This is a genomic window from Limimaricola sp. G21655-S1 (assembly GCF_027213785.1).
Classification (GTDB): domain Bacteria; phylum Pseudomonadota; class Alphaproteobacteria; order Rhodobacterales; family Rhodobacteraceae; genus Limimaricola.
In genome coordinates this window covers 149636-168889 of sequence record NZ_JAPWGO010000008.1, presented here as the reverse complement: position 1 = coordinate 168889, position 19254 = coordinate 149636, and the positions used below count along the sequence as shown (strand labels likewise).

The window sequence follows — 19254 nt, the reverse complement described above, 5'->3', positions numbered from 1 at the left end:
CGCCCGCTGCGCGCAAACCCGCCTTGATGCCGCAACGCGGCGACAAGACTAGCCAGCGGCGGCCTTTTGCTGTAAAGGCGCGCTGACCCCTGAAAGAGTGAATTGAATGGATATCCGCAACATCGCGATCATCGCGCACGTTGACCATGGCAAAACGACGCTGGTGGACGAGCTCCTGAAACAGTCCGGCGCCTTCCGCGAGAACCAGGCCGTCTCCGAGCGCGCCATGGACAGCAACGACATCGAGCGCGAGCGCGGGATCACCATTCTCGCCAAGGCGACCTCGGTCGAATGGGGCAACACCCGGATCAACATCGTCGACACCCCCGGTCACGCCGATTTCGGCGGCGAGGTCGAGCGGATCCTGTCGATGGTCGATGGCGTGGTGCTGCTGGTCGACGCCGCCGAAGGCCCGATGCCGCAGACCAAGTTCGTGACCTCCAAGGCGCTGGCTCTGGGCCTGCGCCCGATCGTCGTGCTCAACAAGGTCGACAAGCAGGACGCCGAGCCCGACCGCGCGCTCGACGAGTGCTTCGATCTCTTCGCCAATCTCGGTGCCGATGACGAGCAGCTCGACTTCCCGGCGATGTACGCCTCGGGCCGTTCCGGCTGGGCCGACATGGAGCTCGACGGGCCGCGCAAGGACCTGACGGCGCTGTTCGACCTGATCGTCAAGCACGTTCCCGCGCCGAAGCAGCAGGCCGCCAAGTCCGAGCCGTTCCGCATGCTCGCCACCACCCTCTCGGCCGACCCGTTCCTGGGCCGGATCCTGACGGGCCGGGTCGAGAGCGGCACGCTGCGCGCCAACGAGACCGTCAAGGCGCTGTCGCGCAAGGGCGACAAGATCGAGCAGTTCCGCGTCTCCAAGATCCTCGCCTTCCGCGGCCTTGGCCAGCAGCCGATCGAGGTTGCCGAGGCCGGCGACATCGTGACGCTCGCGGGCATGTCCAAGGCCACCGTGGCCGACACGATCTGCGACCTTTCGGTCGAGGAGGCCATCCCGGCCCAGCCGATCGATCCGCCGACCATCACCGTGACCTTCGGCATCAATGACAGCCCGCTCGCGGGCCGCGACGGCAAGAAGGTGCAGTCCCGCGTGATCCGCGAGCGCCTGCACAAGGAAGCCGAGTCGAACGTCGCGATCCGCATCGACGACACGCCGGGCGGCGAGGCCTTCGAGGTGTCGGGCCGTGGCGAATTGCAGATGGGCGTGCTGATCGAGAACATGCGCCGCGAGGGCTTCGAGCTGTCGATCTCGCGTCCGCAGGTGATCTTCCGCGAGGAGAACGGCGTCCGCATGGAGCCGGTCGAGGAAGTCACCATCGATGTCGATGACGAGTACACCGGCGCCGTGGTCGAAAAGCTGACCGGCGCGCGCAAGGGCGATCTCGTCGAGATGAAGCCCGCCGGCGCCGGCAAGACCCGGATCATCGCGCATGTCCCCTCGCGCGGCCTGATCGGCTATCACGGCGAGTTCCTGACCGACACGCGCGGCTCGGGCGTGCTCAACCGGATCTTCCACGGCTGGACCCCCCACAAGGGCCCGATCCAAGGCCGCCGCCAGGGTGTGCTGATCTCGATGGAGAACGGCACCGCCGTGGCCTATGCGCTGTGGAACCTCGAGGATCGCGGCAAGATGTTCGTGCATCCGCAGGCCCCGGTCTACGAGGGCATGATCATCGGCGAGCACAGCCGCGACAACGATCTCGAGGTGAACCCGCTCAAGGGCAAGAAGCTCACCAACGTGCGTGCTTCGGGCACCGACGAGGCGGTGCGTCTGACGCCCCCGGTCGAGATGAGCCTCGAGCAGGCCATCGCCTATATCGACGATGACGAGCTGGTCGAGGTCACCCCGAACGCGGTGCGCCTGCGCAAGCGGTTCCTCGATCCGCACGAGCGCAAGCGTCAGGCCCGCGCCAGCTGATCGCCAGAATATCAGAGATGAGAACGCCCGGTCGAAAGACCGGGCGTTTTTCGTTCCGTTTTGCCGGATTTCAGACCGGGGCGACGGTGCCGCCCCGCTCCAGTCGCCCCGGCTTGACCACCTCGCAGCACCAGCCGCCATGGCCGCGCATCGCGTTGTAGCCGCCCTCACCGAGCGCCACCTCCATCCGCGAGCAAGGCGCGCAGGGCACCGTGAACCGCAACAGGGCCGTCCCGACGCGCAGCAGCCGGTGCCGCGCCGCGGTGAGGTTCAGCCCTGAGACGACGATATTGCGGCGCAGGGTTTCCGGCGCGAGGGCGTCATGTCCCGACAGCGCGGCGATGACCGGCAGATGCTCGGCCTGGATTAGCGTCACCGCCCGCTTGCCGGGGCGCGCGTGATCGCCCGCCAGCCCGGTCTCGGTTATTTCTGCGCTCTCGACATGGAGAAGGCCCGCGCGTCGCGCGGGCCTCAATCCGATCCATTCGATTCGACCGGGGCGCGGAAACCGCGCGGTCAGGCTTGCGACCGTCTCCAGCCTCAGACCTCCTCGACGATCACGAGGTCGCGCTCGGCCGCATTGCGGGCAAAGCTCAGCGCCTCCTGATAGGCCGCGGAATGGTAGCAGTCATGCGCCGCCTGCAGGCTTGGAAACCGCGCCACGACGTTGCGCGGGCGGTCCTTTCCCTCGAGCTGCTCATAGGCGCCGCCACGCGCGAGGAAGACGCCGCCGTGATCGGCGATCACCCCAGTGGCGCGTGTGGCGTATTCCTTGTAGGCCGCCTCGTCGGTGACCTTCACATGGGCGATCCAGAGCGCGCTCATGCCACGCCCTCCGCCGCCTGCGCCAGAACCGCCTCGGCGGCCTTGATCGCGGCCTCGGCGTTGTCGGCGCTCGCCGCACCGCCCTGCGCCATGTCGGGACGGCCGCCGCCGCCCTTGCCGCCGAGCTCGGCCACAGCCGCGCGCAGAAGCTCGACCGCCGAGACGCGGTCCTTGAGGTCGTCGGTGACGCCCGCCGCCACCGCCGCCTTGCCGCCGGTATCGGCGATGAGCAGCACCGCGCCGGAGCCGATCTGCGCCTTGAGCTGGTCGATCAGCGCCGGGAGATCCTTGCCGGTCACGCCCTTGAGCACCTGGCCCTGGAACTTCACGCCGCCGACCTCGACCGGCTGGGCGCCGGCGCCGCCGGCGCTGCCGCCCATCGCCATCTCGCGCTTGAGCTGGGCGATCTCGTTGGCGAGGCGGCGACGCTCTTCGGCCAGCGCCTTCACGCGGTCGAGCACCTCGGCCACCGGCGTCTTGAGGATCTGCGCCACCTCGGTGAGGGTCTGCCCCTGCTGTGCGAGATGCTTCAGCGCCTCGCGGCCGGTCAGCGCCTCGACCCGGCGTACGCCCGAGGAGGACGCGCTGTCCGACAGCAGCACGAAGGCGCCGATGTCGCCGGTCTGGCGCACATGGGTGCCGCCGCAGAGCTCGATCGAATAGGTCGCCTGATCGGTGCCCTTGCCCGAACCGTCGAGCTTGCCCATCGACACGACGCGGACCTCGTCGCCGTATTTCTCGCCGAACAGCGCCTGCGCGCCGAGGCCCCGCGCCTCGTCCGGGGTCATCACCCGCGTCTCGACGGTGGAGTTCTGCCGGATCATCTCGTTGACCTCGTCCTCGATCTTCTCGATCTCGGCCGGGGTCAGGGCGGCGCTGTGGCTGAAGTCGAAGCGCAGACGGTCATGCGCGTTGAGCGAGCCGCGTTGCGCGACGTGATCGCCGAGCGCGCGGCGCAGCGCCTCGTTCAGGAGGTGCGTGGCCGAGTGGTTGGCGCGGATGCCGGTGCGGCGGTCATGATCGACCTTCAGCTCGGCGCCCTGCCCGCGATCGACATGGCCCTCGGTCACCTCGCCGACATGGACGAAGAGCCCGGCGATGCGGCGGCAGTCCGAGACGCGCACGAGGCCGGTCTCGGTGCGGATCGTGCCGGTGTCGCCGACCTGGCCGCCGCTTTCGGCGTAGAACGGCGTCTGGTTGAGAACGACCTGCACCTTGCGGCCGGCCTCGGCCTTCTCGACCTGCTCGGCGCCGTCGAGCACGGCGAGGATCTGGCCCTCGGCCTCCTCGGTGTCATAGCCGAGGAACTCGCTGGCGCCGTGCTGGTCGGCGAGGTCGTACCAATGGCTCGCATCGGCCACCTCGCCCGAACCGGCCCACGCGGCGCGTGCCTTGGCCTTCTGCTCGGCCATGGCGGCGTCGAAGCCGTCGGTATCGACGGTCCGGCCCTTTTCGCGCAGCGCGTCCTGCGTCAGGTCGAGCGGGAAGCCATAGGTGTCGTAGAGCTTGAACGCCGCCTGGCCCGGCAGCGCCGCGCCCTCGGGCAGGTTCGACAGCTCGTCGTCGAGAAGCCGCAGACCGCGATCGAGCGTCTGGCGGAACCGGGTCTCCTCGGCGCGCAGCGTCTCCTCGATCAGCGCGCGGGCTTGCCCCAGCTCGGGATAGGCCGCGCCCATCTCCTGCACCAGCGCCGGCACCAGCCGGTGCATCAGCGGGTCCTGCGCGCCCAGCAGATGCGCGTGGCGCATGGCGCGGCGCATGATCCGGCGCAGCACGTAGCCGCGCCCCTCGTTCGAGGGCATGACGCCATCGGCGATCAGGAAGGAGGTCGAACGCAGGTGGTCGGCGACCACGCGGTGATGGACGCGGCCGTCACCATCCGGATCGGACGAGGTTGCGTGCGCCGAGGCCTCGATCAGCGACCGCATCAGGTCGGTGTCGTAGTTGTCGTGCTTGCCCTGCAGCAGCGCGCCGATCCGCTCCAGCCCCATGCCGGTGTCGATCGACTGCGCGTCGAGATCGCGGCGGGTGCCGTCCTCGAACTGCTCGTACTGCATGAAGACGATGTTCCAGATCTCGATGAACCGGTCGCCGTCTTCCTCGGGCGAGCCCGGAGGGCCGCCCCAGATCGACGGGCCGTGATCGTAGAAGATCTCGGAGCAGGGTCCGCAGGGCCCCGTCGGCCCCATCATCCAGAAATTGTCCGAGGTCGAGATGCGGATGATCCGCTCGTCCGGCAATCCGGCGATCTTCTTCCACAGGTTCGCCGCCTCGTCGTCGGTGTGGAACACCGTGACCAAGAGCTTGTCGGGGTTCAGGCCGAAATCGCGGGTCAGCAGCTCCCAGGAATAGCGGATCGCCTCTTCCTTGAAGTAGTCGCCGAAGGAGAAGTTGCCCATCATCTCGAAGAAGGTGTGGTGCCGCGCGGTATAGCCCACATTGTCGAGATCGTTGTGCTTGCCGCCGGCGCGCACGCATTTCTGCGCCGTGGTGGCGCGGCTGTAGTCGCGCGTCTCGACCCCGGTGAACAGGTTCTTGAACTGCACCATGCCCGAATTGGTGAACATCAGCGTCGGGTCGTTGCGCGGCACCAGCGGCGAGCTGGGCACCACGGCGTGGCCCTGCCGCCGGTAGAAGTCCAGGAAGGTGGAGCGGATATCGGCGAGGCTGGTCATGTCGTCTCCTTCGGGTCGCGGCGTCCACGTCCTATCCCCGCCCATGCATCGCGTAAAGTCCCGCGCGCATGAGGGGCACCCAAAGGCGAGGGGCCGAAGCTTGCGCCCCGGCCCCTTCCTGTCGTTCCGTGTCACCCCGAGAGGGTGGCGTCACATGTCGACGAGATCGTCGTCGCCGCTGCCGCCATCATCGTCGGACATCAGGAATTCCAGCCCATGCGCGGCTCGGATCTTGTCCTCGATCTCGGTCGCGACGGCGGGGTTTTCCTTGAGGAAGGTCTTGGCGTTCTCGCGACCCTGGCCGATCCGCTGATCGCCATAGGAGAACCAGGAGCCGGACTTGTCGACCACGCCCGCCTTGACGCCGAGGTCGAGCAGCTCGCCGGTCTTGGAGATGCCCTCGCCATACATGATGTCGAACTCGACCTGCTTGAACGGCGGCGCGACCTTGTTCTTGACGACCTTCACGCGGGTCGAGTTGCCGACCACCTCGTCGCGATCCTTGATCGCGCCGATGCGGCGGATGTCGAGGCGCACGGAGGCGTAGAACTTGAGCGCGTTGCCGCCGGTGGTCGTCTCGGGCGAGCCGAACATGACGCCGATCTTCATCCGGATCTGGTTGATGAAGATGACCATGCAGTTGGAGCGCGAGATCGAGCCGGTGAGCTTGCGCATCGCCTGAGACATCAGCCGGGCATGCACGCCGACCGAGCTGTCGCCCATATCGCCCTCGAGCTCGGATTTCGGGGTCAGCGCCGCGACCGAGTCGACCACGACCATCGACACCGCGCCGGAGCGCACCAGCGTGTCGACGATCTCGAGCGCCTGCTCGCCGGTGTCGGGCTGCGAGATCAGCAGCTCGTCGAGGTTCACCCCGACCTTCTTGGCGTATTGCGGGTCGAGCGCGTGCTCGGCGTCGACGAAGGCGCAGACGCCGCCCTTCTTCTGTTCCTCGGCCACCGCGTGCAGCGTCAGCGTCGTCTTGCCCGAGCTTTCAGGGCCATAGATCTCGATGATCCGGCCCTTGGGCAGGCCACCGATGCCCAGCGCGATGTCGAGACCGAGCGAACCGGTCGAGGTCGCCTCGATGTCGGGAAACTGGTTTTCGCCTCCCAGCTTCATGATGGAGCCCTTGCCGAACTGCCGTTCGATCTGGGCCAGGGCGCTGTCGAGCGCCTTCTGCCGGTCTGCCGTGCGCTTGTCGCTCATCTGGAGAAGATCTGCCATTGCCATTGTCCGCAATCCTTATCCCACACCCGCCACATGGCGGCAATCATTGCGTCGTTCATGTCTTGTTCACTCCCCGCCATATGAGACCATAATGGGAACATTGCAAGTGAAACCTGCCGCCAGTTTCCCTCGAGAGCGGTTAATGTAAGGTTGAGCCGATCACGTCACGGAGAGCTCGATGCTGGTATTCTGGAAAGAGCGGCTGATCCTTCTGGCGGTGCCCAAGACCGGCACCACCGCGCTCGAGGGGGCGCTGGCGCCGCGCGCGCAATTCGTGCTGCGCGACCCGCCGCAGATCAAGCACGCGCCGCTCTACCGGGCCCGGCGCTTCGTCGTGCCGCTGATCGAGGCGGCGGGTGGTTCGGGATTCGAAACCGTGGCGGCGGTGCGCGAGCCGGTGGACTGGCTCGGCAGCTGGTGGCGCTATCGCCAGCGCGACGATCTCGCGGGGCATGTCAATTCGACGCGCGGCGTGGGCTTCGACGATTTCGTCGACCAGTTCGCGCGCGGCAAGCCCGCCCCCTATGCCGCCGTGGGCAGCCAGGCGCGCTTCGTCGGCGACGGCGAGGGCAACGTCGCGGTCGATCACCTGTTCCGCTACGAGTCGATGGAGCTTCTGGTGGGCTTTCTCGAGGAGCGGCTCGCGACGCGGATCGACCTGCCCCGGGTCAACGTCTCGCCCGAGCATCCGATGGATCTGCCGGAGCATGTCGCCTCGAAGCTGCGCCGCAAGCGCGCGGCCGAGTTCACGGTCTGGGAACAGGCGCGCGCCTAGGCGGCGGACTCGCTCTCTTTGCCCAGCGCCGCGCCCAGCGCCGCAGCACGCTCGGGATCCATGCCGCGCTTGATCGCGCTTTCATGCACCGCCTCGCGCAGCGCCGGGCTGCGCCGCAGGAGCCGCAGGAACCGCGCCTCGTCGAGCTCCAGCAGCACCCCGTGGCTAAGCGCCCGCACCTCGGCGCGGCGCCGCTTCGGAGTGAGCAGCGCCAGCTGGCCGAACATCTCGCCACGGCCGAGCCGGATCTTCTGTCCGGCGGTCTCGATCTCCACGGCACCAGAGGCGATGAAGCTCACCGAACGGGCCGGCGCGTCGCGGGCCTGAAGCACCTCGCCCGCGGCCACGAAGCGGGTCACCAGCGCCTTGGCGAGCCGCTGCCGCACCGCCTGGTCGAGATCGGCGAAGAGCGGGAATTGCTGCACCAGCACCGCCTTCTGCACCGCGAGGTCGAGCTTGGGCCGTGCCTCGGCCTCGCCGCGCTGCGCCTCGATCTGCGCCAGCAGCGTCGCGTGCAGCTCCGGCCCGATCAGCCCATCCTCGCGCAGCGCCGCGTATTCGCGCTCCTCGATCCTGAGCGCGGTGCGACGGATGAACCGGCGTTCCAGCTCCTCGGCATAACCCGGATACTGGAGCCTGAGGCCGTCGAGCGCCTGCGCCACCTGCTCGGCCCTCCGTCCGATAAGCTCGTGCAGAAGCTCGGCCACGCGACGGCCATGGATGCGGCGGATCCGGCTGTCGATGAACCCGTCGAGGTCGCGCAGCACCAGGCCTTGGGTCAGCAACAGCTCGAAGCGGTCGGCGGTGAGCCGCGCCAAGGGCCCCGAGATATGCAGCCGGTTGTGCAGGAAGGCGGCCATGCGGACCTGCCCGCCCTGCCCGAGGCTTTCGCGCGCCGCGCGCCGATAGCCCGAGCGTCCGCCGGTACGGGTCGTCTCGATCAGCCGGTCGGCCTCCGACAGCGCCCGCTCGGCCTGCCGGTTGGAAATCGCCCGATCCCGGAACAATTGAAGAACATGCTCGCGCTCGGCACCGGCCAGCGCGATCAGTCCCAGTGTGATCCGGTCGCGATCCAAGATCGCCTCTCCCTCCTCGGCCCTCTCGACCGCCCGATCGAGCCGCTCGGCAAAGAGCTTGGCCTCGGAGCGCACCGTCTCGCGGGTCAGGCCGTAATTCTCGGCCGCTTCGCTCACGGCCTCCCGCACGCTTTGCAGCGCCACGGCGACGACCTGCCGGGCCAGCGCGGCGTCGAGCGGCGACAGCTTCTCCAGCCCCAGCCGCTTGATCAGCGGGCGCAGCGTCACGCCCTGCACGATCAGCGTGAACAGCGTGAAGCCGGTGGCGAGGATGCCGGTGAGGCGCCGCACATCTTCCGGCACGCGCAGGCTCTCGGTCACCGCCAGCGCCAGCGCCAGCGTGATCGCGCCGCGCAGGCCGCCCCAGAGGATCGCGGTGCGGTAAGGCCGCTCCACCGGGGGCGACAGCTTCAGCAGGCTCAGCAGCGGCAACAGCCCCCACAGGATCGCCGCACGGGCGCCCAGCGCCGCCACGATGACGACCGCGACGAGGGCGAAGTCCACCGGCCGCACCCCGTCCAGGAGGCGCGGGATCAGCAGCGCTGCGAGCAGGAAGATGAAGGCCCCGGCCCAATGCGCCAGCAGGTCCCACACCTCGCGCATGTTGGTCCATGCCATCGGCGACAGCCGCCCCGGCGCCGCGAGGTTGAGCGTGAGCCCGGCGCCGACCACGCCGATCACACCGGAGGCACCGACCAGCTTCTCGGCCGCGACATAGGCCAGATAGGGCAACGCCACCGAGATCGAGATCTGCGCCAGAGGGAACCGCCCGAGCCAGCGCATCAGCCGCACCGCGACCTGCGCCATGACCCAGCCGGTGAGGCCGCCGGCGCCGAGAAGATAGGGAAACTGCGCCAGCCCCTGCAGCATCTCCGGGTTCGGCACGCCCCGCATCACGAAGCCCATGAACAGGCCGAACAGCGCGATCGCGGCGGCGTCGTTCAGCAGGCTCTCGCCCTCGATGATCCGGCTCAGCCGGCGCGGGGCCGCGAGGTTGCGAAAGATCGAGACCACCGCCGAGGGATCGGTGGTCGAGACGATCGAGCCGATCAGCAGGCAGGCCATCAGCGGCAGCACGCCGGTGAGGAACAGCGCGTAGCCCACAGAGAGCGTCGCCACCACCACCGCGACCACCGCGAGCGTCAGGATCGGCACCCAGTCATCGAGCATCCGCCGCAGGTTCACCCCCAGCGTCACCTGGAACAGCAGCGTCGGCAGGAACACGTAGAGGAACACGTTCGAGCGGATCGGCAGGTTCAGGATCGCCTCGGCCACCGGGTTCAGCGCATCGGTGAACTGGGTGGTCAGGAAGAAGGTCGCGCCGGCACCCGCCGCCAGACCGAACCCCGCGAGGATCACGTTGTAGGGCAGCCGCAATCGCGCGGCGAGAGGCTCCCCCAGACCGATCAGCAAGAAGAAGGTGGCGAGGATGACGGTGGCGATGATGATGTCCATGGCCCTGCGATACAGCCTTGGCGCGGCTTGGGAAACGGGTCTCGGGCCGGGATCGGCGGCAAAGCGTCGCGCCAGCCGATCCCCCCTGCGAGGCGGTTAGGAAACATGACCAACGCGCTTGCCAGACCCGCCCCCCTCATGCAGTCTCCTGCCCAGCAGGGCGACCGGGGAGGGTCGCCGCAACGGGAGGAATTCATGACCATCAGCACCATTCTCAAGGGCGCCGCCGCAGCCACCGCGCTCGTCGCCACGCCGCTCGCCGCCAACGCGCAGGAGTTCATCAACATCCTGACGGGCGGCACCTCGGGCGTGTACTACCCGCTCGGCGTCGGTCTCTCGAACATCTACGGCGAGAACATCGAGGGCGCGCGCACGCAGGTGCAGTCGACCAAGGCCTCGGTCGAGAACATGAACCTGCTGCAGGACGGTCGCGGCGAACTGGCCTTCGCGCTGGGCGACACGGTGGCGATGGCCTGGGAAGGCAATGCCGATGCGGGCTTCACCGCGCCGCTCGACCAGATCCGCGGCATCGCCGCGATCTACCCCAACTACATCCAGGTCGTGGCCTCGGCCGAGAGCGGCATCACCGAATTCGCCGACCTCGCGGGCAAGGGTCTCTCGGTCGGCGCGCCGGCCTCGGGCACCGAACTCAACGCCCGCGCGATCTTCGTCGCCATGGGGATGAGCTATGACGATCTCGGCAAGACCGAGTACCTGCCCTTCGCGGAGTCGGTGGAGCTGATCAAGAACCGCCAGCTCGACGCGACGCTGCAATCCGCCGGGCTGGGCGTGGCCTCGATCCGCGATCTCGCCTCCTCGATCGACATCAACGTGGTGGCGATCCCGACCGAGACCGCCGAGAGCCTCGGCGCGCCCTATATCGCCGCGACCATCCCCGCCGGCACCTATGACGGGCAGGAGGAGGACGTCTCCACCGTCGCCGTGTCGAACTACCTCGTCACCCATGCCGGCGTCTCGGACGACCTCGCCTACCAGATGACCAAGCTGCTCTACGAGAATCTCGACACGCTCGAGGCGAACCACATGGCCGCCGCCGACATCAAGATCGAGAACGCGCTCGAAGGCATGCCGATCCCGCTGCATCCGGGCGCCGAGCGCTATTACCGCGAGCAGGGCATGATCGACTGATCGGCCAGACCCGCCCGGACGCCCCGAGACGGCGGCGTCCGGACCCCGATCCCGATCCCGCCCCGCCATCCCCCCGGATGACGGGGCTTTTCGCACCAGACCGAAGGCACGCCGCATGACCGCAACGCCCGATCCGCTCACCGACATCCCCGCCGAGGCGGGCGGCCCCGACCACCACATCTCGGGCTTTCCCCCCGGCACGACCGGACGGCTCCTGTTCTGGATCGCCGTGGTCTTCTCCAGCTTCCAGATCGTGACGGCGGCGCATCTCGTCGATCTGCCGAGCCAGGTCACCCGCGCCCTGCATGTCGGGTTCCTGATGCTGATGACCTTCCCGCTCGTGGCCGCGGCGCGGGGGCGCGGCGCGGGGCTCAAGACGGCGGCCTGGGCCTTCGCGCTCGCGGGCGTGGCCGTGGCCCTCTACCAGTGGTGGCAGTACGAGCCGCTGATCATGCGCGCGGGGCGGCCGTTGCCGATGGATCTGGTGATCGGCGTCGTGGCGCTCGTCACCGTCTTCGGCGCGGCGCTTGTGCTGATGGGCCCGGCGCTGCCGATCATCTCGGGCGTCTTCCTCGCCTACACGCTGTTCGGACAGCTCCTGCCGCCGCCGCTCATCCATCGCGGCTATGATTTCGAGCAGGTGATCGACCACATGGCCTTCGGCACCGAGGGCATCTACGGCATTCCGATCTACGTCTCCTCGACCTACATCTTCCTGTTCATCCTGTTCGGCGCCTTTCTCGAAAAGGCCGGGATGATCCGGCTCTTCACCGACGTGGCGCTCGGGCTTTTCGGCCACCGTCAGGGCGGCGCGGCCAAGGTGGCCGTGGTCTCCTCGGGCCTCATGGGCACGATCTCGGGCTCGGGCGTCGCCAACGTCGTCACCACCGGCCAGTTCACCATTCCGCTGATGAAGCGTTTCGGCTACCGCGCCGCCTTCGCGGGCGGGGTCGAGAGCACCGCCTCGATGGGCGGGCAGATCATGCCGCCGGTGATGGGCGCGGTCGCCTTCATCATGGCCGAGACGCTGGGCGTCGAATATGTCGAGGTGGTCAAGGCCGCGATCGTCCCGGCCCTGCTCTATTTCCTCTCGGCCTTCTGGATGGTGCATCTGGAGGCGGGCAAGCACGGGCTGCGCGGCCTCTCCAAGGCCGAGCTGCCCTCGGCGCTGGGCGCGCTCAAGGAAAACTGGATGCTGATCGTCCCCTTGGGCATCCTCGTCTACCTGCTCTTCGCGGGCTACACGCCGCTCTTCGCGGGGACCGTGGGCCTCGGCCTCACCGTGCTGCTGATCCTCGGCGGCTCGATCGCGCTCGGCCTGCCCAGCGCGGTGCTGCGCGCGATCATCTGGGTCGGCCTCGGCCTCGTGGCGGCGGCATTCCTGCAATGGGGCATCGAGGTTCTGGTCGCGGCGATCCTCGTGCTGATCGCGATCTGCCTGTTCTTCAAGGGCGGGCGCGAGACCCTGCTTCTGTGCCGCGACAGCCTCGCCGACGGGGCGCGCACCGCGCTGCCCGTCGGCGTGGCCTGCGCGCTGGTGGGCGTGATCATCGGCGCGATGACCCTGACGGGGGCGGCCAACACCTTCGGCCAGTTCATCGTCGCGGTGGGCCAGAACAACCTGTTCCTGAGCCTCGTGCTGACCATGGTGACCTGCCTGCTTCTGGGCATGGGCATCCCGACCATCCCCAACTACATCATCACCTCATCGATCGCGGGGCCCGCGCTTCTGGCGCTGGGCGTGCCGCTGATCGTCAGCCACATGTTTGTGTTCTATTTCGGCATCCTCGCGGATCTCACGCCCCCGGTGGCGCTGGCCTGCTTCGCCGCCGCCCCCATCGCGCGGGAGAACGGGCTGAAGATCTCGATCGAGGCGATCAAGGTGGCGGCCGCGGGCTTCGTGATCCCCTTCATGGCCGTCTATTCGCCGGCGCTGATGCTTCAGGCGGGCGGACCGCTGGCCGAGGCGATCGGCTACTGGCCCGCCGTGGCCTGGATCATCACCAAATCGGTCTTCTCGATCGGGCTGTGGGGCGCGGCCGTGATCGGCTGGGTCGGGCGGCCCCTGCCCGCATGGCTCCGGGTGCTGGCGATGATCGCGGCCTTCACGCTGGTGGCGGCATGGCCGATCACCGACTGGATCGGGCTCGGCCTCGCCGCGCTCACCGCCGTCCTGATCGTTCGCCGCCCGGTCGCGGCGACGGCATGAGCGCCTGCCTGATGATCGGCGCCACGGCGCTCGGCCTCGCCACCGGCGATTTCGACCTGAGCTGGACCCATTCCGTCGAAAAGGTGGAATGGCGCGAAAGCTGGCGTGTCGATGGCGATGCGCTGCACCTGGTCGAGGCGCGCGTACGCGGATCGGGCGCGGGAATGGAGCCCGGGCCCGGGGCCGTGCTGAGGGATGGCTGGTGGGTCTGGTCGCCCGGCCTCGCCGTGCCCTCGCTCGCCCTCGCGGCCTCCGGCGCGACCGGTGCCGGCTGGACGCTCTGCGCCGACGGGAGCTGTCGCGAATTCGGCACAGAAGCGGGCGGGACGCTGCACCTCACGCCCTGTTGAGGGACCTCCGCAGCGGCGTCCCCGTTAGGTTGGCGAAAGGTCTCCCACGGGGTGCCGCTTTTTCGCCCGGCGGCTGTCGCCATGCGCGTGCAGCCTTGAAGAATCGCTACCGCCGGAGTGTAGCGGCACCGCATGAGGCGGCCTGAGCGAAGGCCGCAGACAAGGAACGCGACATGCCGAGCAACACCACGTCCAAAGACGCCCCAGCGCAGCCCCGCAAGGGTCAGAAGCCCCCCGCCAAACCGATGTTCCGGGACTTCGCGGCAATCTGAGCCGCGCGCCCCGGCCAAGCCGCGCTTTCGCGGCGCGGCGCGGCGGGCTAGAACGGTCGGACCGCTTCCTAGACGGAGTTTTCCGATGCGTTACAGCCGCCGCGCCGCCCTTGGCCTCTCACTGGCTGCCCTCGCCGCCTGTGGCCGACGGCAGCCTGAGCCCGCCGAGCTCTACCCCAACGAATCGCCCCAGATCAGGCGACTGATCAACGCTTATGCCGATGCCTACAAGGTACCGCGCGATCTGGTGCACCGGGTGGTGCAGCGCGAAAGCTCCTACAACCCGCGCGCGCGCAACGGGTCCTATTACGGGCTGATGCAGATCAGCCCCGAGACGGCGCGCACCATGGGTCATCGCGGCCCCGCCTCCGAATTGCTCGATCCGGCCACCAACCTGCGCTACGCGGTGAAATACCTGCGCGGCGCATGGATCGTCGGCAACCGCAACCGCGACGCGGCGGTGAAATGGTACAGCCGGGGCTACTATTACGAAGCGCGCGATCGCTGCCTGCTGGTCGAGACCGGCCTGCGCGACAGCGAAGTGAAGTGCTGAACCGGTGAGCGTTTCGGACCCGGTACGGCTGCGCGAGATCGTCGATGAGATCTGCGAGCGCATGGCGGGCGAGACCGAGCGCGGCCGCGTCGCCAACTACATCCCCGAACTGGCCAAGATCGATCCCGGCCGCTTCGCGCTGGTGCTGTCGACCGCCGAAGGCAACGTGATCGCCGGTGGCGATGCCGATACCCGCTTTTCGATCCAGTCGATCTCCAAGGTCTTCGCGCTCGCGGTGGCGCTGGGCCGGATCGGCGATCAGCTCTGGACCCGGGTGGGTCGCGAGCCATCGGGCGATCCGTTCAACTCCATCGTCCAGCTCGAGCACGAGCGCGGCATCCCCCGCAATCCCTTCATCAATGCCGGCGCCATCGCAGTGACCGACGCGATCCTGTCGCGCTCGGAACCACGAGAGGCGCTGGGCCAGATCCTGCAATTCGTCCGCTTTCTCGCCGATGATGACGACATCGCCATCGATCCGGCGGTCGCCAAATCCGAGACCGAAACCGGCTGGCGCAACGCGGCGCTGGCCAATTTCATGCGCGATTTCGGGACGATCCAGCGCCACCCCGAAAAGGTGATCGGCACCTATTTCCACCATTGCGCCATCGCGATGACGCCGCGCCAGCTGGCGCAGGCCGGACGCTTTCTCGCCTTCGACGGCGCGCTGCATCCGGGCGGGCCGCGCGCCATCGCGCCGCGCATGGCGCGTCAGATCAACGCGCTGATGCTGACCTGCGGCCATTACGACGGGTCAGGCGAATTCGCCTTTCGCGTGGGCCTGCCGGGCAAGAGCGGCGTCGGCGGCGGCATCCTCGCGGTGGCGCCGGGACGCGCCGCAATCGGTTGCTGGTCGCCGGGGCTGAACGCGGTCGGCAATTCGCAGCTCGCATCGATGGCGCTGGAAATGCTGGCGGACCGCACCGGCTGGTCGGTCTTCGCCTCGAATTGAGCGCGACCGGAGAGGTCGCGCATCTCCCGTCAGGGTACACGGACGTGATCGCATCACCGATGCTGCGGCGCAGCCCCCGCATGTGGAAGCCCCGCAGTTTCGAGACGAGGTTCGGACGATCGCCCGCTGAAGCGCGCGTCCTTCAAATGCGCCGGGTGATCGGATAGGGCCTGTGCCGGTTCGAATGACAAGGATCGAGGACGCCATGCTCCCGTGGATTCATCTGGCGACGGCGACGGCGCCGCAAGGGGACACGCTCAGGCTGCTGCGGCGGGGCGAGGAGTTCTCGATCCGTCTCGGCGACGGGAACGAACTGATGAGCAGCCGCCTCAGCGGGTCGGAAGAAGCGCTCGCCAGCTTCGCCTTCGACCGTCTGGCCGGTCGCCCCGCGCCGCGTGTCCTGATCGGGGGATTGGGGATGGGCTTCACCTTGCGGGCGGCGCAGGCGATCGCGCCACCCGACGCGCGGCTGATCGTCTCGGAAATCGTGCCAGAGCTGGTCGACTGGGCGTCGCGCCACATGGGGTCGGTCTTCGGTGACTGCCTGTCGGACCCGCGGGTCGAGATCCGGCTCGGCGATGTGGGTCAGGAGATCCGCGCGGCGTCGGAGGCCTACGACGCGATCCTGCTCGACGTCGACAATGGCCCGGACGGGCTGACGCGCGAGGGAAACGACGCGCTTTACGGCAAGGCCGGGCTGCGCGCCGCGCACCGCGCCCTGACCCCCGGCGGGGTTCTCGCCGTCTGGTCCGCCGCGCCGGACAGGAAATTCTCGGAGAGGCTGTCCCTGAGCGGCTTCGAGGTGGATGCGAAGACGGTTCGCGCCGGCCGCACCAAGCGCGGGGCCCGGCACACGATCTGGACCGCCATCCGCGCTGGCACTTGAGCCGCCAGAACCGGTTCGCCGGGAAAGCTGGACGCTTTTGGCGGTGCGGGAAGGCGACCACGACTGACCGCGATGGCCTGCGGCGTCATAGCAGAGGGCCGGCGAAGCGCTGACGATTTCCACCGCTGCCTGTCTTCTCGTCCACCCGTAGGCGTTAACGAAAAAGGGCCCGCGCAATGGCGGGCCCTTCGGTCGTTGCGAAACGAGGTGGCCTTAGCCGACCAGTTCGAGGCCCGAGAAGAAGAAGGCGATCTCTTCCTTGGCGGTCTCGGGGGCGTCCGAGCCGTGCACCGAATTCTCGCCGACGCTCTCAGCGAACTCGGCGCGGATGGTGCCGGCGGCGGCGTCGGCGGGGTTGGTCGCGCCCATCACTTCGCGGTTCTTGGCGATCGCGCCTTCGCCTTCGAGCACCTGCACGACGACCGGGCCGGAGGCCATGAATTCGGTCAGCTCACCGAAGAAGGGACGCTCCTTGTGGACGGCGTAGAACTGGCCGGCCTGGTCCTGGGTCAGCTGGATCCGCTTCTGGGCGATGATGCGCAGGCCCGCATCTTCGAACTTGGCGTTGATCTTGCCGGTCAGGTTGCGCTTGGTGGCGTCGGGCTTGATGATCGAGAGCGTGCGTTCGGTGGCCATGATGTCCCTCATTTGAACGGGTTGCAGCAGGGGGCGCGGATATGCGCCTCCGGTCGCCGCGCGCCCTAGCACGAGCCGGGCGAGGTGAAAAGACGCCGGATGTGCATGGGGTTCAGCCCCCGCCTTCTGGTCCGCCTTCGGGATCCGCGTATTTGCGAGAAGATGAACCGGAGGAAGCACCGCCCCCGTTCATCTTTCTCCAAATACGCATGGCGTCCCCGAGCCGCCCGGGACCGGCCCCGTTGACCTCGCGCCCGGCATCGGGCAAGGCCCGTCCATGTTGCGCATCACAGACATCTCCTATTCCGTCGAGGGCCGTCCGCTTCTCGAACATACCTCCGCCGTGATCCCGGCCGGCCACAAGGTCGGCGTCGTGGGCCGCAACGGCACCGGCAAATCCACGCTGTTCAAGCTGATCCGCGGCGAGCTGACGCTCGACACCGGCGAGATCGAGCTGCCGCGCGGCGCCCGCATCGGCGGCGTCGCCCAGGAGGTGCCGGGCAACGAGGTCTCGCTGATCGACACCGTGCTGGCTGCCGATACCGAGCGCGCCAGCCTGATGGCCGAGCAGTCGAGCGACCCGTCGCGGATCGCCGAGATCCAGACCCGGCTCGCCGATATCGACGCCTGGTCCGCCGAGGCGCGCGCCGCAACGATCCTCAAGGGTCTGGGCTTCACCCATGACGAGCAGCTCATGCCCTGCTCCGCCTTCTCGGGCGGCTGGCGGATGCGCGTGGCGCTGGCGGCGGTGCTCTTCTCCGAGCCCGACCTGCTGCTGCTCGACGAGCCGACCAACTATCTCGACCTCGAGGGCGCGCTCTGGCTCGAAAGCTACCTCGTGCGCTACCCGCACACGGTGCTGATCGTCTCCCACGACCGCGAGCTACTGAACCGCTCGGTCGGCGGCATCCTGCATCTGGAAAACCGCCAGCTCACCTACTGGTCCGGCAATTACGACCAGTTCGCCAAGGCCCGCGCCGCGCAGCGCGCCGTGCTGATGGCGGCCTCGAAGAAGCAGGAGGCGCAGCGCGCCCATCTGCAAAGCTTCGTCGATCGCTTCAAGGCCAAGGCGTCCAAGGCCAAGCAGGCCCAGAGCCGTGTGAAGATGCTCGAGAAGATGGAGACGATCCGGGTGCCCGAGGACGCGGCCCGCACCGTCTTCACCTTTCCCGAGCCCGAGGAGCTGTCGCCGCCGATCGTCGCCACCGAGGGGGTCTCGGTCGGCTATGACGACAAGGTCGTGCTCTCGAAGCTCGATCTCAGGATCGATCAGGACGACCGGATCGCGCTTCTGGGCCGCAACGGCGAGGGCAAGTCGACGCTGTCGAAGCTGCTTTCGGATCGGCTCGCGCCGATGGGCGGCAAGATCGTGCGCTCGAACAAGCTGCGCATCGGCTTCTTCGCCCAGCACCAGGTCGACGAGTTGCGCGTCGAGGAGACGCCATTGCAGCACATCCAGCGCGCGCTGCCCGACGTGGCGCCGCCCAAGCTGCGGGCGCGGCTCGCGGGATTCGGCCTCGGCGCGGCGCAGGCCGAGACCGAGGTGGGTCGGCTCTCGGGCGGTCAGAAGGCACGGTTGTCGCTGCTGCTCGCCACCATCGACGCGCCGCATCTGCTGATCCTCGACGAGCCGACCAACCACCTCGACATCGAGAGCCGCGAGGCGCTGGTCGAGGCGCTCACCGCCTATTCCGGCGCGGTGATCCTCGTCAGCCACGACATGCATCTCCTGTCGATGGTCGCCGACCGGCTCTGGCTGGTGAAGGACGGGCGCGTCTCGGCCTATGAGGAAGACCTGCAGGCCTATCGCAAGATGCTGCTCAGCGGCGACAAGCCCGCCGAGAAGCCGAAAGCCGAGAAGCCCAAGGTCGAGAAACCCTCTCGCGAGACGATCCTGGCGCTGCGCTCCGAGGCCCGCAAATGCGAGGAGCGGGTGAACAAGATCAACGAAATGCGCGACAAGCTCGCCAAGAAGCTCGCCGATCCCGCGCTCTACGAGGATGGCCGCAAGGGCGAGCTCGAGACCTGGAACAAGAAATACGCCGAGGCCATGGAGGCGTTGGGCCGGGCCGAGGCGATGTGGATGGCAGCGCTCGAGAAGCTGGAGCGGGCCGAGGCGGCCTGACCGGGTTTCGGGGGCGCTGCCCCCGGGCCTGCGGCCCTCCCCCGGCGTATTTGAAGAACAAAGTCATGGGCGGTGCCGCGTCATTTCCGGCGCGGACTTGCCCCCATGAGCGCCGCCCGGCACGGTGCGACAGGAACGCGGGTTCGGCCCGCCGACAGGCCC

The 19254-nt window shown here is 68.3% G+C and carries 15 protein-coding genes; 9 read left to right on the top strand and 6 right to left on the bottom strand.

Annotation, left to right across the window (positions count from 1 at the left end):
* The first annotated feature begins 106 nt into the window (after positions 1-106).
* The gene (gene typA / locus O4G76_RS10245; protein ID WP_269397239.1) at positions 107-1924 is read left to right on the top strand and encodes a translational GTPase TypA; all 1818 of its coding nucleotides are present in this window, start codon (positions 107-109) and stop codon (positions 1922-1924) included.
* A gap of 70 nt (positions 1925-1994) precedes the next feature.
* On the opposite strand, the gene O4G76_RS10240 is transcribed toward typA, so the two are convergent.
* From O4G76_RS10240 to recA, 4 genes are all read right to left on the bottom strand, one after another.
* Complete coding sequence (locus tag O4G76_RS10240) at positions 1995-2405, bottom strand: MOSC domain-containing protein (RefSeq protein ID WP_269397259.1); 411 nt, start codon at positions 2403-2405, stop codon at positions 1995-1997.
* 59 nt (positions 2406-2464) lie between these two features.
* Positions 2465-2749, bottom strand: a complete 285-nt coding sequence (locus O4G76_RS10235) for a DUF1330 domain-containing protein (protein ID WP_269397238.1) — start codon at positions 2747-2749, stop codon at positions 2465-2467.
* The gene (gene alaS, locus O4G76_RS10230) at positions 2746-5424 is read right to left on the bottom strand and encodes an alanine--tRNA ligase (RefSeq protein ID WP_269397237.1); all 2679 of its coding nucleotides are present in this window, start codon (positions 5422-5424) and stop codon (positions 2746-2748) included. Before alaS ends, O4G76_RS10235 begins: the two co-directional genes overlap by 4 nt.
* A 150-nt stretch (positions 5425-5574) precedes the next feature.
* Positions 5575-6657 carry a recombinase RecA gene (recA, locus tag O4G76_RS10225; RefSeq protein WP_269397236.1) on the bottom strand — a complete coding sequence of 361 codons (1083 nt, stop codon included), beginning with the start codon at positions 6655-6657 and terminating at the stop codon, positions 5575-5577.
* Positions 6658-6832: 175 nt separating this feature from the next.
* Here recA and O4G76_RS10220 point away from each other — a divergent pair, with 175 nt between their 5' ends.
* Positions 6833-7429, top strand: a complete 597-nt coding sequence (locus tag O4G76_RS10220) for a gamma-glutamyl kinase (protein WP_269397235.1) — start codon at positions 6833-6835, stop codon at positions 7427-7429.
* Here the strand turns inward: O4G76_RS10220 and O4G76_RS10215 are convergent.
* On the bottom strand, positions 7426-9960 hold the full coding sequence (locus tag O4G76_RS10215; RefSeq protein ID WP_269397234.1) for a cation:proton antiporter: 2535 nt from the start codon (positions 9958-9960) through the stop codon (positions 7426-7428). The genes O4G76_RS10220 and O4G76_RS10215 overlap by 4 nt on opposite strands.
* Before the next feature lie 195 nt (positions 9961-10155).
* Here O4G76_RS10215 and O4G76_RS10210 point away from each other — a divergent pair, with 195 nt between their 5' ends.
* The 6 genes from O4G76_RS10210 to O4G76_RS10185 all read left to right on the top strand — a co-directional run bounded on the left by O4G76_RS10210 (position 10156) and on the right by O4G76_RS10185 (position 16331).
* Entirely contained in the window at positions 10156-11109 is a 954-nt protein-coding gene (locus O4G76_RS10210; protein WP_269397233.1) for a TAXI family TRAP transporter solute-binding subunit, read from the top strand.
* Between the two features lie 115 nt (positions 11110-11224).
* Complete coding sequence (locus O4G76_RS10205) at positions 11225-13318, top strand: TRAP transporter permease (protein ID WP_269397232.1); 2094 nt, start codon at positions 11225-11227, stop codon at positions 13316-13318.
* Positions 13315-13668, top strand: coding sequence for a DUF1850 domain-containing protein (locus tag O4G76_RS10200; protein WP_269397231.1), 354 nt, complete (start codon positions 13315-13317; stop codon positions 13666-13668). The genes O4G76_RS10205 and O4G76_RS10200 overlap by 4 nt, the downstream gene beginning before the upstream one ends.
* A 357-nt stretch (positions 13669-14025) precedes the next feature.
* Positions 14026-14493, top strand: a complete 468-nt coding sequence (locus tag O4G76_RS10195; protein WP_085897250.1) for a lytic transglycosylase domain-containing protein — start codon at positions 14026-14028, stop codon at positions 14491-14493.
* Positions 14494-14497: 4 nt separating this feature from the next.
* A complete protein-coding gene (locus O4G76_RS10190) occupies positions 14498-15445 on the top strand; it encodes a glutaminase (protein WP_269397230.1) in 948 nt (315 codons plus the stop codon).
* A 205-nt stretch (positions 15446-15650) separates the two neighbouring features.
* A complete protein-coding gene (locus O4G76_RS10185; protein WP_269397229.1) occupies positions 15651-16331 on the top strand; it encodes a spermidine synthase in 681 nt (226 codons plus the stop codon).
* Between the two features lie 213 nt (positions 16332-16544).
* Here O4G76_RS10185 and ndk read toward each other — a convergent pair whose 3' ends face one another.
* Positions 16545-16967, bottom strand: coding sequence for a nucleoside-diphosphate kinase (ndk, locus tag O4G76_RS10180; RefSeq protein WP_085897253.1), 423 nt, complete (start codon positions 16965-16967; stop codon positions 16545-16547).
* Positions 16968-17244: 277 nt separating this feature from the next.
* On the opposite strand from ndk, the gene O4G76_RS10175 reads away from it, so the two are divergent.
* Positions 17245-19092, top strand: a complete 1848-nt coding sequence (locus tag O4G76_RS10175; RefSeq protein WP_269397228.1) for an ABC-F family ATP-binding cassette domain-containing protein — start codon at positions 17245-17247, stop codon at positions 19090-19092.
* The last annotated feature ends 162 nt before the right edge of the window (positions 19093-19254 follow it).